The 15,633-nt window shown below is 68.2% G+C and carries 15 protein-coding genes and 1 pseudogene; 9 read left to right on the plus strand and 7 right to left on the minus strand.

The window, feature by feature from the left end; translation table 11 throughout:
• Positions 1-18 precede the first annotated feature (18 nt).
• Entirely contained in the window at positions 19-1,413 is a 1,395-nt protein-coding gene (locus AB0J95_RS41490) for a 3' terminal RNA ribose 2'-O-methyltransferase Hen1 (RefSeq protein ID WP_364770647.1), read from the plus strand.
• Positions 1,410-3,944, plus strand: a complete 2,535-nt coding sequence (locus AB0J95_RS41495) for a polynucleotide kinase-phosphatase (protein ID WP_364770649.1) — start codon at positions 1,410-1,412, stop codon at positions 3,942-3,944. Before AB0J95_RS41490 ends, AB0J95_RS41495 begins: the two co-directional genes overlap by 4 nt.
• A gap of 54 nt (positions 3,945-3,998) precedes the next feature.
• On the opposite strand, the gene AB0J95_RS41500 is transcribed toward AB0J95_RS41495, so the two are convergent.
• The 3 genes from AB0J95_RS41500 to mca form a co-directional block, all read right to left on the minus strand.
• Positions 3,999-4,517 (minus strand): DUF3455 domain-containing protein, encoded by a 519-nt coding sequence (locus AB0J95_RS41500; RefSeq protein ID WP_364770651.1) that lies wholly within the window; start codon positions 4,515-4,517, stop codon positions 3,999-4,001.
• A gap of 96 nt (positions 4,518-4,613) precedes the next feature.
• Entirely contained in the window at positions 4,614-4,844 is a 231-nt protein-coding gene (locus AB0J95_RS41505; RefSeq protein ID WP_364770715.1) for a hypothetical protein, read from the minus strand.
• 29 nt (positions 4,845-4,873) lie between these two features.
• The gene (gene mca / locus AB0J95_RS41510; protein WP_364770653.1) at positions 4,874-5,755 is read right to left on the minus strand and encodes a mycothiol conjugate amidase Mca; all 882 of its coding nucleotides are present in this window, start codon (positions 5,753-5,755) and stop codon (positions 4,874-4,876) included.
• Positions 5,756-5,928: 173 nt separating this feature from the next.
• Between mca and AB0J95_RS41515 the strand changes: the two genes are divergently transcribed.
• Together AB0J95_RS41515 and greA are read left to right on the plus strand one after the other, a co-directional pair.
• Complete coding sequence (locus AB0J95_RS41515; RefSeq protein WP_364770655.1) at positions 5,929-6,387, plus strand: DUF4307 domain-containing protein; 459 nt, start codon at positions 5,929-5,931, stop codon at positions 6,385-6,387.
• A 171-nt stretch (positions 6,388-6,558) separates the two neighbouring features.
• Positions 6,559-7,056 carry a transcription elongation factor GreA gene (gene greA, locus AB0J95_RS41520; protein WP_364770716.1) on the plus strand — a complete coding sequence of 166 codons (498 nt, stop codon included), beginning with the start codon at positions 6,559-6,561 and terminating at the stop codon, positions 7,054-7,056.
• 96 nt (positions 7,057-7,152) lie between these two features.
• Here the strand turns inward: greA and AB0J95_RS41525 are convergent, their stop codons facing one another.
• Genes AB0J95_RS41525 through AB0J95_RS41540 form a run of 4 tightly spaced genes read right to left on the minus strand, consistent with a single transcriptional unit; the run spans position 7,153 to position 11,692 of the window.
• Positions 7,153-8,214 (minus strand): DUF2332 domain-containing protein, encoded by a 1,062-nt coding sequence (locus AB0J95_RS41525; protein ID WP_364770657.1) that lies wholly within the window; start codon positions 8,212-8,214, stop codon positions 7,153-7,155.
• Positions 8,215-8,235: 21 nt separating this feature from the next.
• The gene (locus AB0J95_RS41530) at positions 8,236-8,724 is read right to left on the minus strand and encodes an Lrp/AsnC family transcriptional regulator (protein ID WP_364770659.1); all 489 of its coding nucleotides are present in this window, start codon (positions 8,722-8,724) and stop codon (positions 8,236-8,238) included.
• On the minus strand, positions 8,715-11,210 hold the full coding sequence (locus AB0J95_RS41535) for an MFS transporter (protein WP_364770661.1): 2,496 nt from the start codon (positions 11,208-11,210) through the stop codon (positions 8,715-8,717). The genes AB0J95_RS41530 and AB0J95_RS41535 overlap by 10 nt, the downstream gene beginning before the upstream one ends.
• A complete protein-coding gene (locus AB0J95_RS41540; protein ID WP_364770663.1) occupies positions 11,207-11,692 on the minus strand; it encodes a MarR family transcriptional regulator in 486 nt (161 codons plus the stop codon). The genes AB0J95_RS41535 and AB0J95_RS41540 overlap by 4 nt, the downstream gene beginning before the upstream one ends.
• A gap of 213 nt (positions 11,693-11,905) precedes the next feature.
• Between AB0J95_RS41540 and hppD the strand changes: the two genes are divergently transcribed.
• The 5 genes and pseudogenes from hppD to AB0J95_RS41565 all read left to right on the plus strand — a co-directional run.
• Positions 11,906-13,108: a 4-hydroxyphenylpyruvate dioxygenase gene (gene hppD, locus AB0J95_RS41545; protein ID WP_364770665.1), complete on the plus strand. Its 1,203-nt coding sequence runs from the start codon at positions 11,906-11,908 to the stop codon at positions 13,106-13,108.
• A 422-nt stretch (positions 13,109-13,530) separates the two neighbouring features.
• Positions 13,531-13,971, plus strand: coding sequence for an Hsp20/alpha crystallin family protein (locus AB0J95_RS41550; RefSeq protein ID WP_364770667.1), 441 nt, complete (start codon positions 13,531-13,533; stop codon positions 13,969-13,971).
• Between the two features lie 338 nt (positions 13,972-14,309).
• Positions 14,310-14,753 carry a DUF6292 family protein gene (locus tag AB0J95_RS41555; protein ID WP_364770669.1) on the plus strand — a complete coding sequence of 148 codons (444 nt, stop codon included), beginning with the start codon at positions 14,310-14,312 and terminating at the stop codon, positions 14,751-14,753.
• A 64-nt stretch (positions 14,754-14,817) separates the two neighbouring features.
• Entirely contained in the window at positions 14,818-15,156 is a 339-nt protein-coding gene (locus AB0J95_RS41560; protein WP_364770671.1) for a hypothetical protein, read from the plus strand.
• Between the two features lie 408 nt (positions 15,157-15,564).
• Positions 15,565-15,633: pseudogene (locus AB0J95_RS41565) on the plus strand (Hsp20/alpha crystallin family protein); the annotation flags it as partial.

Raw genomic sequence — 15,633 nt, forward strand, 5'->3', positions numbered from 1 at the left:
ATCGGGATACTGCGGAGCGTGTTGCTCACCCTGACCACGACCCACCAGCCCGCGACCGACCTCGGCTTCCTGCTGCACAAGCATCCCGAACGGGCCCAGTCCTTCCCGGTCGCGGCCGGTACCGCGCACGTCTTCTACCCGGTCGCGACCGAAACCAAGTGCACGGCCGCGCTGCTGGTCGACATCGATCCGATCGAGCTGGTGCGGGGCAAGCACAACAGCGCGTTCAGCCTGGCCCAGTACGTCAACGACCGCCCGTACGCGGCCGGGTCGATGCTCGCGGTCGCGTTGGGCACGGTGTTCCGCACGGCCATGAACGGCATCAGCGGCAGGCAGGAGCTGGCGGACGAGGCGATCCCGCTGGCGATCCACGTCCCGGCGCTGCCCGCGCGCGGCGGAACCGACCTGGTCACGAGGATGTTCGAGCCGCTGGGCTGGGATGTCCGCGCGACGACGGTGCCCTTGGATCCGGCCTTCCCGGACTGGGGTGACGCTCCGTACGTGGACTTGCACCTGACCGGGACCATGCGGCTGTCGGCCGCCCTCCGGCACCTGTATGTGCTCCTGCCGGTGCTGGACAACGCGAAGCACTACTGGGTCACCCAGGAGGAGATCGACAAGCTGCTGCGGGCCGGTGAGGGCTGGCTGGCCGAGCATCCGGAACGCGCGCTGATCAGCCGCCGGTACCTGGCTCACCGCAACGCGTACGTCCAGGTTGCCTTGACACGCTTGGCAGAAGCCGACGAGGCCGAAGAGGACGAGCTCGACAACGCATTGGCGGAGCCGGTTGTGGCCACCGAGCCGAATCGGGCGCAGCCGCTTGCCGTGCTGCGCCGGGAAAACGTCATTGCGCAGCTCAAGGCCGCCGGTGCGCGGAGGGTGCTCGACCTGGGCTGCGGTGGCGGCGCGTTGTTGCGGGATCTGGTCAAGGAGCCGGAGTTCACCGAGATCCTCGGCGTGGACGTGTCCGCGAGCGCGTTGGCGATCGCCGCCCGCCGGTTCGAACGTTCGCCGGATCGTGTGAAGGCACGACTTGCTCTGCGTCAGTCCGCACTCACGTATGTCGACCAGTCCCTGATCGGGTACGACGCGGCCGTTCTGATGGAGGTCGTCGAACACGTCGACGAGAGCAGGCTGCCTGCCTTGGAACGCAGTGTTTTCGGCTCGGCCAAGCCGCGCACGGTCATCGTGACCACGCCGAACGTCGAGTACAACGTGCGGTTCGAGACGTTGCCGCAAGGCAAGCTCCGGCACGGGGACCACCGGTTCGAGTGGACGCGGGCCGAGTTCCGTGACTGGGCCGATGGCGTCGCCGGACGCAACGGCTACACGGTCCGCTATCTCCCCGTCGGTGACGACGATCCCGAGGTCGGCCCGCCGACCCAGCTCGCGGTGTTCGAGGTGTCCGCATGAGACTGTCCATCCCAGACATGGCGCTGGTCGTCCTGGTCGGTGTGTCCGGCTCGGGCAAGTCCACGTTCGCGCGCAGGCACTTCGCGGCCACGCAGGTGCTGTCCAGCGACTACTTCCGCGGCCTGGTGTCCGACGACGAGAACGACCAGTCCGCGACCGAACCCGCTTTCGACGCGCTGCACTACGTCGCGGCGAAACGGTTGCAGGCGGGCAGGGTCACGGTCATCGACGCCACCAACGTGCAACGGTTCTCCCGTCAGCCCTTGCTGAACCTGGCCAAGCAGCACAACGTGCTGCCCGTGGCGATCGTGTTGGACATGCCCGAAGGCCTGTGCGTGGAACGGAACGCGACCCGTGCGGACCGCGACTTCGGTGCACACGTCATCCGGCGACAGCGCAACGAACTGCGCAAGTCGTTGCACAGCCTAGAAAAGGAGGGCTTCCGGCGGGTGTACGTGCTGCGTACCCCGGAAGAGGCGGACGAGGCCGAGATCGTCGTCGAGCCGTTGCTGAACGACAAACGCCAAGAGACCGGGCCGTTCGACGTGATCGGCGACGTGCACGGGTGCCGCGCGGAACTGGAGGAACTGCTGGTCGAACTCGGGTACGTGCTGGAACGCGACGAGGAAGGGCGCCCGGTCAACGCCGCGCACCCGGAGGGTCGCCGTGCGGTGTTCGTCGGCGACCTGGTCGACCGGGGGCCGGACACGCCCGGCGTACTGCGGCTCGTGATGGGCATGGTCGAGGCCGGGCATGCCTTCTGTGTCTGCGGAAACCACGAGCAGAAGCTGGTCCGGGCGTTGCGCGGGAGGAAGGTCCGGATCTCGCACGGGCTCGCCGAGTCGCTGGACCAGCTGGGCGCCGAATCGGAGGACTTCCGCAAGCGTGCCGAGCGGTTCTGCGGCGACCTCATCGCGCACTACGTGCTCGACGGCGGCAAGCTCGTCGTTTCGCACGCGGGTCTGCCGGAGCATTACCACGGGCGCGCGTCGGGTGCCGTCCGTAGCTTCGCGCTGTACGGGGACTCCACCGGCGAGACCGACGAGTACGGCCTGCCGGTGCGCTATCCCTGGGCCAACGACTACCGCGGTCGCACGATGGTCCTCTATGGACACACGCCGACGCCGACCGCGGAGTGGGTCAACGGGACCATGTGCCTGGACACCGGGTGCGTGTTCGGCGGCAAGCTGACCGCGTTGCGCTACCCCGAGCGCGAGGTCGTTTCCGTTCCGGCGCACCAGGTCTGGTACGAGCCGGTGAAGCCGCTGATCGCCGCGCCCGAGCTGCCGCCGGTCGGCCGGCGCGACCCGGACGTGCTCGACCTCGGCGATGTCACGGGCCGGCGGATCGTGGAGACCCAGCACCACGGCCGCATCTCGGTGCGCGCGGACCAGGCCGCGGCGGCGTTGGAGGTGATGAGCCGGTTCGCGGTCGACCCGCGCTGGCTGCTGTACCTGCCGCCGACGATGAGCCCGACCGAGGCGTCGGCGCTACCGGACGTGCTGGAGCACCCGCGTGAGGCGTTCGCCGGGTATCTGGCGGACGGGGTGCGAACCGTTGTGTGCGAGGAGAAGCACATGGGTTCGCGTGCGGTCGTGCTGGTGTGCCGGGACTCCGGGCTGGCCCGGTTTGGGATCGACGGCAGCGGCGCGGTGTACACGCGGACCGGCCGTTCGTTCTTCGGGCCCGCGTTGACCGAGGAGCTGCTCGTGCGGGTCCGCGCCGGGATCGGCGGATTGTGGGATGAGCTGAACACCGACTGGCTGCTGTTGGACGCGGAGCTGATGCCGTGGAGTGCCAAGGCGGGCGGGTTGATCGCGCACCAGTACGCCCCCGTCGGCGCGGCGGCGACGATGGCGCTGGACGCGTCGATCGACGTGCTGTCCAAAGCGGACGCTCGCGGGATCGATGTGGCCGAGCTGCTCGGCCGCACACGCTCGCGGTCGGCCAACGCCGCCGGCTACCGGGAGGCATACCGGCGTTACTGCTGGCCCACTGACGGCTTGCAGGGTGTGACGTTGGCGCCGTTCCAGATCCTCGCGGCCGAAGGTCAGTCGTTCGCGGACAGGCCGCACTCCTGGCACCTGGAGATCGCGGATCGGTTGGTGGCCAACGATCCTGGGCTGTTCACACCAACAAGACGTCTGATCGTCGACACATCCGACGACGAGTCGGTGGCCAAAGGCATTGCCTGGTGGGAGGAACTGACCGCGAACGGCGGCGAGGGCATGGTGGTCAAGCCGATGGCCAACCTCGTGCGCGGACCGAAGGGCCTGGTCCAGCCGGGAGTGAAGGTGCGCGGGCGGGAGTACCTGCGGATCATCTACGGCCCGGACTACACCGAACCGCGGCACCTCGACCGGCTTCGACGGCGTTTCCTGGGCCGGAAGCGTTCCCTTGCCGGAAGGGAGTACGCGCTGGGCATCGAAGCACTCGATCGCGTGGCCCGCGGTGACGCCTTGTGGCGCGTGCACGAGTGCGTTTTCGCCGTGCTGGCGATGGAATCCGAGCCGGTGGATCCCCGGCTGTGAGCGAGGGCGGCCTTCACCCCCGACCCCGTCCGTGAAGGCCGCCCTCAGCTGGGGTTACTTGGCCTCGTAGAACGCGTAGTCGGCCGAGTAGGGGATCGAGGCGGTGACACCGTCGGTGCACGAACCGGTCGGTGCGACGCCGCCCTTGGTCTTCAACCGCTGGATGAAGGTGACCTTGGCGAGCTTGCCCGGACCGCGGTTGCCCACGGACTTGAGCAGCAGCTCGGGAATGGCGTTGGGGACCGGGGAGTTGGCGACCGCGGAACCGGTCACGGAACTGCCGTCCAGCACGGACGTCCACACCGGGCCCTTGGTGTGCAGGATCTCCGGACGGCCATGGCTGGTCAGGATGGCGTCCGGCTGAACGAACGTCCACGCGTTGCTGGTGCACTGATAGGTCTGCACGCCCTTGGCCGGGAACAAGCCGATGAACTTGTTGCCGTCCGGGACTTTGAGCACCTCGGGCACTCTCGGCTGGCCGTACGATGCGCTGGCCGGCGCTGCCGCGCCGATGCCGACCGCCGCCAGAGCGGCGACCGCGAGACCGGCCGTGATCTTCCGTGCACGATTCATTTTTGTTGGCTCCATTGGGTTCCCGACACGCTGGCGACCGCCAGCCACCAAGCACACGGAAACCGGTCGTCATCGGTTCATAACGAACCGGTCTCGTCAGGAGCCGTTCTGCTTGTCTTCGCTCTTGTCTTCGGCTTTCTCCTGCTCAGGTGGGTCGAAACTGGCCGGGACCCGCTTGAGGTGCTTGGTCATGGACCTGGCCAAGAATGCCACCGCGACCAGGAACACAAGCAGCACAAGCAATCCAACTGGCGAGGACTTGCCGAAATCCTCGCCGCGGCCGCCCGGGTCGTCCGGCTTGGGCGGCGGCTGGGCGACCGCCACCATCGCGACCGTGTTCTCAAAAGCCCCGAAGCTCACGCGTTCACCTTCTCCGTGATGCCGGCGAACAGGTCGTCCTCCGGCAGCGTGGTGTCCACCAGCGAGCGGGCCAGCTCGTACTCCTCGAACGGCCACACCTCGCGCTGCAGCTCCAAGGGTATGACGAACCAGCGGCTGTTGGGATCGATCTGGGTGGCGTGCGCGCGCAGGGCGTCGTCGCGGACGTGGAAGTACTCACCGCACTCGATCCGCGAGGTCACCCGGTCGGCGACATCGCCCTTGTCCGGGTCCCACTTCGCCAGCCACTCCTTGTACGGCGACTCCAGGCCGCGCGCCTCCATGGCGTCGTGCATGGCCTTCATCCGGACGCGGGAGAAGCCGTGCGAGTAGTACAGCTTCAGCGGGGTCCACGGCTCGCCCGCCTCGGGATAACGCTCGGGATCGCCCGCGGCCTCGAACGCCGCCACGGACACCTCGTGGCACTTGATGTGGTCCGGATGCGGGTAGCCGCCGTTCTCGTCGTAGGTGACGATCACGTGCGGGCGGAACTCACGGATGACGGCGACCAGCTTGCCGGCCGCCTCCTCGGTCGGGACGAGCGCGAAACAGCCCTCCGGCAGCGGCGGCAGCGGGTCGCCCTCGGGCAGGCCCGAGTCGACATAGCCGAGCCAGTGGTGCTGGACGCCGAGGATCTTGGCGGCCTTGGCCATCTCCTCGCGGCGCAGCTCGGTCATGTTCTCCAGCACGTCCGGCCGGTCCATGGCCGGGTTGAGGATGCTGCCGCGCTCGCCACCGGTCAGGGTGACGACCATGACCTCGTGGCCCTCGGCGACGTACTTGGCCATGGTCGCGGCGCCCTTGCTGGACTCGTCGTCCGGGTGCGCGTGTACCGCCATCAGCCGCAGCTTCTCCGCCATCAGACTCCCTCAACCTTGTGGTTCGGCGCACCCCCGAGTTTCGGCGCCGTACGACCCCGCTCATACTCAGCAAGTACGCGCGCCACATTGTTCCCTGTGGCACCGACTGTATTAAGGGCCGACCCGCCAAGCGGGCCCGCCCCCACCACGATTAGAGGCGGATCGGGAGACTGGTGAGAGCTGAGACCCGCGCCAGCGTCGCCGGGCGTGAGCTGCCGGAAGGGCGGTACGGCTCGGCACGGGCACGGCCCGCGAGCCGGGTGCGCAAGTGGGTGCTCGCCGGGGCCGGTCTGCTGCTGGGGACGGGGATCGCGTACGTCGGGTACGTGAACCTGGGCAGCACCCCGATCGACGCCCAGCGAACCGGGTACAGCGTGGTGGACGCCTCGTCGATCAAGATCACCTTCGATGTGATTCGTGACTCTCCGTCACGCGCGGCGGTGTGCGTGGTGCGGGCCCGGGTCGTCGACGGCTCCGAGGGCGGCCGCAAGGAGGTCCTCGTCCCACCTGGTGGGAGCTCCACCACGGTCACGACGGTGATCCGCAGTTCCGGGGAACCGGTTACGGCCGACGTTTTCGGCTGCTCTTACCAGGTGCCGGCCTACCTGACGGGGGCACCGCCAACGGAGTGAAACCTAAGCCAATTGGCGACAAATCGGACATTTCGGATGCATGATCACTACGGATCGTGTTATCCTCGTACACCGGCACGGCCCCTGGCGGGCCGTGTTTTGGCGTTCCGGGACGTGCCGTGCCGGAACTACCCGGCCCGCGACCCTGCGGGCCCGGAGGTGGACGAGGAGTTGGTGGCCGTGAGCGATACCAAGGTGACCTGGCTGACCCAGGATGCCTACAACCGCCTCAAGCAGGAGCTTGACGAGGCGATTGAGAACCGCCCGGTCATCGCCGCGAAGATCAACGCGAGCCGGGAAGAGGGCGACCTCAAGGAGAACGGCGGCTACCACGCGGCCCGCGAGGAGCAGGGCCAGGCCGAGGCCCGCATCCGGCACCTGCAGGAGCTGCTGCGCAACGCGAAGGTCGGCGAGGCCCCGGCGAACGATGGCCTGGCCGAGCCGGGCAAGGTGCTCACCATCCGCTACGACGGCGACGACGAGGAGGAGAAGTTCCTGCTCGCCACCCGTGAGGAGGGCGCCGAGGGTGAGCTGGAGGTCTACTCCCCCGAGTCCCCGCTGGGCCGTGCCCTGCTGGGTGCCAAGGAGGGCGAGACCCGTGAGTACGAGCTGCCCAGCGGCGCCTCGCAGAAGGTGACCCTGATCAAGGCGGTGCCCTACTCGGCCTGATGCTCAGAGCCTCCGCCGGGGTGCCGGCGGTCGTGTGTCGTCAAAGCGGCGGGTCCGGAGACCTGCCGCTTCGGCATTTCCGGGCGGCCTGCCGCGTCAGGTCGAGAAGGCCAGCCAGCGGCCACGCGACCAGCAGCGGCCGACGGCCGCCACGCGCAGGGCCGAGTGCTCGAACACCGCCAGGCCGATGATGCTGTGGCCGGAGGCGCGGCGGTCGCCGAGCGTCGGGATCGCCGGCGCGGCACCGACGCCCTCAACCGACACCCAGGCCACGGGCCGATGGGTGGCCGCCTCGTCGAGGCGGTCCAGGAAGCGCAGGCGGGCTTCGAGTGAGAACTGCGACAACGCCCACGTCGTGAGGACCACCGGCAGAGCGTTCGCGGGCACGCGGGCGAGGGCGTCGGGCAACAGGTCGACGGCGTCACCTCGCAGCAACAGCGGCGGGGCGGTCGCGGCCAAGGCCATCTCCGCGTCGAGCCGCTCGGCCTGTTCCCGCTGTTCCGGCGGTAGACAGGCGCGCAGCCATCGGGCGTCGTCCGGGACAGTCACGTCGAGCGGGTCGAGATCGATGCCGATCCGGGTGACGACCTCCGGCATGGCCCAGGTGGGGATGGGCGCGCGTCCTCTGACCGTGGACCCCATCCGCACGGGCGATGCTGGGTCACCCAGTGTCGTCCCGTCGCTGTACTCGAGAGCCACTCGATCGACGTTGAGGTTGAGGGCGGCGGAACAGCCCACGTCGATCAACCCGATCGTGTCCGCGCCCATGCGGTGCGTCACTTCGGCGATGGCCGGATAGAGCACGGCGCAGCGCCCGGTCTCGTGGGTCCGCGTCTCCCGGCGGGTGACGATGTCCACGACTTCGCCGGTCCGGCCCAGCAGGGTGTCGATCGCCGCACTGGCGACTGCCTCGCCGTCCGCGTCGGCGTAGGCCGCAGCGAGCGCAGGGGCTTTTCCGGCGAGGGCGAGGTCGTGCAGCGCCGCCAGGATCAGTGTGGGGTGCCGTTTGCGTGGTGGCGCCGCCTCGATGGCGCGCAACGCCTCGTCAGACTCGCTCAGGGCGATGGCGACCCGCTGGTACAGCGGCGAAGTCTCGGCCGGCGCGAAGTGCCGGTACGCCTGGTCAAGCGTGCGCGCGGGGGCTGCGTTTGCTGGCATCGCCGCCATTCTAGGCAGGAGTCAGGCGTCGGCGACCCGTTCCAGCAACGGGCGGAATCTCGGCGGGATCGGCGTGGAGAGGGCGATCGAGGTGGACATCCGGTTCACGCCCGGGACGTTCACCACGTCGTCGATGACTCGCTGGAGGTCGTCGTTGGAGCGGGCCACCATCCGTACCAGCAGATCGCCCGTTCCGGTGGTGGCGTGCACCTCGCATACCTCATCGATGGCACTCAGACCGCGGATGACCGGGCCGCGGTGACCCTGCGCGATCTCAAGTGTGGCGAATGCGGTGAGGCCGTACCCCATCGCCGCCAGGTCCAGGGCGGGCGGGAAACCGGCCAGGATCCCGGTCCGGACCAGCTTGTCCAGGCGTGCCTGCACGGTGCCCCGGGCGACGCCGAGGCGGCGGGAACACTCCAGGACGCCCAGCCGCGGCTCGTCGGTGAGCAACAGCAGCAGCCGGGCGTCCAGCGAGTCCAGCGGACCGTCGGTCTGGGTTACTTCCACTCCTCGAAGCCTAGGGTCACGTCGTGCGTCGTGTGCTCTCCCTCGGCGAGTTTCAGGTGGTCGACGGTGGGTGCGTAGCCGCTCGCGATGACGGTGTACTCGCCCTCGTCGAGGTTGCCGATCTGGTAGTAGCCGTTGTCGTCGGTCGTGGTGACCGTCATGACCGCGCCGTGCTCGTCGACGATCGTGATGCGGGCCTCGGCGATCGGGACGCCCCGGTGGTTGCGGGCGATACCGCTCAGCTGTGCGCCACTGGAGAGCACGATGTCCTGGCGGATTTCACCCACTTCGGGGACGGACAACGGGATCGCCGTCGGGCGGTGCCCCGGTGCGTTGACCACCAAGGTGTACGGGCCGGCCGCCACACTGGTGAACCGGTAGCTGCCGTCCGTGGCCGAGGCGTGCGAACTGATCACCTCGCCGCTGCGGTCGGTCAACGTCACGGTCGCCGAATGCACCGCCGCACCACCGGGATCCGAAGTGATCACCCCGGCGACCTCACCGGCGCCGAGCAGAGTCACGTCCAGCACCGCGGGTTCGGAGTCCAGCTTCAGCGCGGAGGCGTGCGGGTGGTGTCCCGGCGCGGACGCGATGAGCACGTACGCACCTGCTCCCGGAGCCTGGATGTGGTACCGCCCAGCCGGATCCGCGTTCGCGCGGGCGACCTGCTGTCCGGAGTGGTCGATCAACGTCAGCACGGCGCCACCGACCGCGGCCCCGTCGCCCTGCTGGATCAGGCCGTGGATCCGTTGCCCGGCAAGGACGACCGGCTCCTCGACCTCGGGCTGCGCGTGCTTGCCCGCCGACGGCGCCGGGGTCTCGACCAGGGCGTCGCCGCCCTCGATCATCGCCGCCGCCGCGGGAGCGTTGGTGCGCAACGGGATCTCCTTGATGAACACGGCCACGACGAACGCCAGGATCATCACGCCGGCCGCGCACAGGAACACCAGCTGGATCGAGTCGGTGAAGCCCTCCAGGAACGGACGGGCCAGCCGCGGGTCGGCCTTCTGCAGGAACGACGAGTCCTGCAACGCCGAGCCCGCGCCGCCACCGCCTTGCAGCGCCGCGAAGACCGGGGCGTTGTTGGGGTTGGCGCGCACCGCTGGGTCGGCCAGCGCGGCCTGGAACGCCGGTGTCGGCGCGATCCGGGTGAACGCGTCCTTGATGTTGTCGCCGACCGTGCTGAACAGCACCGACAGGAACACCGCGACCCCGAGGGTGCCACCCATCTGCCGGAAGAACGTCGCCGAGGCGGTCGACACGCCCATGTCCCGCTGCGGGGCCGCGTTCTGCGCCGCGATGGTCAGCGTCTGCATCGACATACCGAGACCGAGACCGAACACGGCCATGTACACCATCGGCTGCCACAGTGGACTGTCCACTTCGACCTGGTGGAACAGCAGCATGCCGCCGGTCAGGAACAGCGAGCCGATCACCGGGAAGATCTTGTAGCGGCCGGTCCGCGAGGTGATCTGGCCGGAGATGGCCGAGGCGACCATGATGCCCAGCATCATCGGCAGCATCAGCAGACCTGACTGGGTCGGGCTTTCGCCCTTCACGATCTGCAGGTACTGCGGGACCATCGTGATCCCGCCGAACATGCCCACACCGAGGATGACACCGGCGATGATGACCATGGTGAAGGTGGAGTTGCGGAACAGCCGCAACGGGATCAGCGCGGCTTCCTTCATCTTCGACTCGACCAGGCCGAACAGGATCAGCCCGACCACGCCGATGCCGTAGCAGAGCAGCGCCCGCTGCGAGTCCCAGCCCCAGTCGCGGCCCTGCTCGGCCACGATCAGCAGTGGCACGATGCCGATCACCAGCGTGACCGCGCCCCACCAGTCGATCCGGTGGTCGTGCCGCTCGTGCGGCACGTTGAGCACCCTGGCCACCACGAACAGCGCGACGATGCCGATCGGCACGTTCACCAGGAACACCCAGCGCCAGCCCGCGGTGAACCAGATCTCGTGCTGGCCGGCCAGGTAGCCGCCGAGCACCGGGCCCAGCACGCTGGACGTGCCGAACACGGCCATGAAGTAGCCCTGGTACTTGGCGCGTTCCCGGGGCGAGACGATGTCGGCGATGATCGTGAACGCCAGCGACATCAGACCACCGGCGCCCAGGCCCTGCAGCGCCCGGAAGGCCGCGAGCTGGTACATGCTTTGGGAGAACGTGCAGGCCAGCGAGCCGATCACGAACAACGTGATGGCCAGCAGGTAGAACGGCTTGCGGCCGTAGATGTCCGACAGCTTGCCGTAGATCGGCGTGGCGATCGTCGAGGTGATCAGGTACGCGGTGGTCGCCCAGGCCTGCAGGTCGAGGCCCTTGAGGTCGTCGGCGATGGTCCGGATCGAGGTACCGACGATGGTCTGGTCCAGCGCGGCCAGGAACATGCCCAGCATCAGGCCGGACAGGATGGTGACCACCTGCCGATGGCTCAGCCTCGGGGCGGCCACGGCGGGCGCGGCGGCGGTCTCGGTCATCGGGTGTCCCCCATTGGGTGATAGTTCTCGAAGTCGTCGTTCAGCCGGCGCAGGAGCTGCACCAATGTCCTGCGGTCGGCCGCGGGCCACTGGGCCAGGATCGCCGCCATGTGCTTGGTCCGGGCCTCCTTGGCCCGCCGGAACGCCTCCTCGCCGGTTTCGGTGGCGACGAGCAGGCAGGCGCGGCCGTCCTCCGGGTCGGCCTCGCGCTTGACCAGTCCGTGCTGCACGAGCGAACCGACCTGCCGGCTGACCGTGGACGTGTCGGAGTGCACCGCGTCGGCGAGTGCCGTCGTGCGGTGCGGCCCGGCCGTGACCAGGCGGGCGAGCAGCGCGTATGCCGCCCGTTCGATCCCGTCCGCGGTATGGGTACCCGCGAACTGGGCCTTTGCCCGGTTGATCATGCTGAGCAGGCGGACGAGCTGATACCCGAGGTCCTCGACGATCGCCAGGTCGGCCTCGGTCGCCACCTCAGCAGTCATCACACCCACTCCCGACGAAATAGATTGTTGTCTGTTGCAACTAGTTGCCTGGCCCAAGCATCGACCTTTTTTGCAGACAATGCAAGTTGAGCTTGGGGCGCGGTGGACGGAATGCACACTCTTTCGGTGGCTGTCGGTCTTTGTCTGTACAACCTGTACAGCTGAACGAGTAAGTGTTGCTCATACTGCGTGGTCAGATCGATGCTGGACGGCATGACCGACACTTTGGGACGCCCCGAATCTCAGCTGGACGACGTGAGCTTCGACCAGCTCAAGCAGCTGGTCGGCCTGGTCGAGTACGACTCGGCCAAGGACCCGTTCCCGGTCAGGGCCATGGACGCGGTGGTCTTCGTTGTGGGCAACGCCACTCAGACCGCCTGGTTCTACCAGGTCGCGTTCGGGATGAGCCTGGTCGCGTACTCGGGACCGGAGACCGGCGAGCGGTCCCGCAAGTCCTACGTGCTCAAGTCCGGCTCGGCCCGGTTCGTGATCAACGGCGGGGTGGCCCCGGACAGCCCGCTGCTCGACCACCACCGGCGGCACGGCGACGGCGTGGTGGACCTCGCGCTCGAGGTCGACGACGTCGACCAGTGCGTGCGGCACGCGCGGGCGCAGGGCGCGACCGTGCTGGAGGAGCCGCACGACGTGTCCGACGAGCACGGCACGGTCCGGCTCGCGGCGATCGCGACCTACGGCGAGACCCGCCACACCCTGGTCGACCGGTCCCGTTACACCGGCCCCTACCTGCCCGGCTATGTCGCCAAGGAGAGCTCGGTCCGGCGCCGCGAGGGCGCGCCGAAACGGCTGTTCCAGGCGGTGGACCACTGCGTGGGCAACGTCGAGCTGGGCAAGATGGACTACTGGGTCGACTGGTACAACCAAGTGATGGGCTTCGTGAACATGGCGGAGTTCATTGGCGACGACATCGCCACGGACTACTCGGCGCTGATGTCCAAGGTGGTCTCCAACGGCAACCACCGGGTCAAGTTCCCGCTCAACGAGCCCGCGATCGCCAAGAAGCGCTCGCAGATCGACGAGTACCTCGAGTTCTACGAGGGCGCCGGCGTGCAGCACATCGCGTTGGCCACCAACGACATCATCGCGACCGTCAACGCCATGAAGGACGCGGGCGTCGAGTTCCTCGACACCCCCGACTCCTACTACGACGACCCCGAGCTGCGGTCGCGGATCGGGCAGGTCCGGGTGCCGATCGAGGTGCTCAAGAAGCACCGCATCCTGGTGGACCGCGACGAGGACGGCTACCTGCTGCAGATCTTCACCAAGCCGATCGGTGACCGCCCCACCGTGTTCTACGAGCTGATCGAGCGGCACGGCTCGCTCGGCTTCGGCAAGGGCAACTTCAAGGCCCTGTTCGAGGCCATCGAGCGCGAGCAGGAGCGCCGAGGCAATCTTTAACGGCAAGGCGCCATCAGCTCCGCCGAGGCAATCTTTAACGGCAAGGCGCCATCAGCACCGCCGAGGCAATCTTTAACGGCGAGGCGCCATCAGCACCGCCGAGGCAATCTTTAACGGCGAGGCGCCATCAGCACCGCCGAAGCGATCTCTAACGCCAAGCCGCATCAGCACCGCCGAAGCAATCTTTGCCGGCATCAGGCCACCACCTCGTGAGTACGCTGCGGTACTCACGAGGTGGGTTTGGCCACCTACCGCTCGCGGGCCGCGAGCTGGACTCGGGCTGCCAGCGGGGTCCGTGCCCTCCCCCACCCTCCCAAGGTTGTCATCATTTCGGTGACATCGGTGCTTGTCATCGTTTCGACGACATGTTAAATCTGTGGTGCGCGTTGACGCCAGAGCCGACACGACAGGGAGGAAACGTCATGTTGATGCGCACCGACCCGTTCCGCGAGTTCGACCGGCTGGCCCAGCAGGTCTTCACCAACGCCGCCGGAACCTGGTCGCGTCCCACGGCGATGCCGATGGACGCCTACCGCGCCGGGGACGAGTTCGTCGTCGCCTTCGACCTGCCCGGCGTCGACCCCGACGCGATCGAGGTGAACATCGAGCGGGATGTGCTCACCGTCAAGGCCGAACGCCGCCCCACCAGGACCGACCAGTCGGTCGAGATGCAGGTGTCCGAGCGTCCCCTGGGTGTGTTCTCCCGGCAGTTGTTCCTCGGTGACACCCTGGACACCGACCAGATCAAGGCCGCCTACGACGTGGGCGTGCTGACACTGCGGATCCCGATCGCCGAGCAGGCCAAGCCCCGCAAGATCGAGATCAGCGGTGGGCAGGACACCCGCAAGGAGATCAACGCCTGACCCGGTGATCGCCATGGAGCCGGCTGCGCGGACAGACCCGCAGGAGTTCCTCGCCCTGCCGTGCACGGAGGTTGACGCGATCGTGCCAGCGAACTGATCACGGCCCAGCCGAATCGGCCTCCGGATGGTGGCCACACCAGCCGCTGTCCGGAGGCCGGACCGGATCTGTCCGCCGCCGACGCCACGAACACGAGCATCCAGCCCCACAGCCGAACCCGCTGCGCCACCGCGGTCCCACCCCATCGAGGACACCAGTGACAACGAGTCTGGCTACTGAAAAGCCGCATCGGCCTGCCTACCCGTCACGTCCAGCCGACCGGGAACGTGCCGTGACGCTGATGCCTGTCGTCGAGCAGGCGGACGACGAGATCCTGCCCGAGCTGGCCGAACGCGGCCTACGCCACTACACCGCCCGGGTCGCCGCCGCGGTGGGTGCCGGACCGGAAGCGGCCTGGTGCGAGTGGGCCGATGCGCCGAGTGCCTACATCGCGCTGGACCAGCGGCTGCCCGGTCACCCGGACCGGGACGCGGCGCTGATCTGGACCGCCGAGCGCGGTTGGGCGGTCGCGGTGGAAACCGGCTGCGGGGAGGACCTGTTGATCACCGCCGCGCTGGGCGGCGATGTGCTGCCTGCGGCCGCAACCGTCGCCGCCTGGCTCCGGGCCGTCCGCTCCGGCAAGCGCGTCTCCGCACAGGGGCATCGCAGCGCGGCGGTGAGCACCGACGTCACCCATCGGCTCGCGAACTGGGCCTCCTCCACCTTATCTTCAGCAATGTCTTGACGTAATCTACAGTCTCGACTATAAGAAAAGTATCGGTCAGGAACCTGGTGATGGTGACCTGGGAGTGATCGAGATGGACCGCACGAGCGTTCCCCGCCCCGCGGGACCGGAGGCCGGGCAGCGCGGCTTCGCCGATCTGGTCTGCGCCGACCGACTGTGGGTGCACGCCGAGTTCGACGCGATCATCGCCGCCAACTTCGGCGCCACTGCCGGTCAGCCGGACATTCCCGTTCGCCGTCCACCACGCCCCGCGCGGGATCGCCGTGGTCGTCCCGGTCATGCGGGCCGCACGCTCGGCCCGCCTGTGTGGGCCGGACGTGGCGACCTCACGCGGACAGCCCGCCGGGTGGGGGCTCGGGAGCGGTCTCCTCCGTCACCCCGCGTGGACGCCATCAACAAGTGAAGAGAAAGGGTGAGCGAGCGGCAAGGAGGTGATAGCAGGAGGGCACGGCGCGCCGATGTGACCGAGCCGGTCGTGGCTGCCAGCCCACAGTGCTCGCCGGCAACGACCCAAGAGGAACACCGGCCCGGCGTCTCGTGACGCGATCAAGGCGGCACGTCCCGGCAACGGTTCGCGCATCGATGGTCGTGATTCCCCTCCGGGTGAATGAGCGCGTCTCATCCTTCGCCGACAGCTGAGTCCGATCCCGCCCGCCACAGCTTGGCGCTGCGGCGGGCATCGGATTGCCTCGGGGGTTGACCCTTCGAAATCTGCGTTGCTGGGAACAGGAAACTTCATTCCATCGTTTGTCAGGCACGACGGCGGTAGACCGCCGATCCGGATCCGAGTGGTGTGGAAGGAGACTGTGACATGTTGATGCGTACCGACCCGTTCCGTGAGCTCGACCGGCTGACCCAGCAGTTCTTCGGCACCAACGGG

The sequence above is a fragment of the Actinocrispum sp. NPDC049592 genome (assembly GCF_040675465.1).
Classification (GTDB): domain Bacteria; phylum Actinomycetota; class Actinomycetes; order Mycobacteriales; family Pseudonocardiaceae; genus Kibdelosporangium.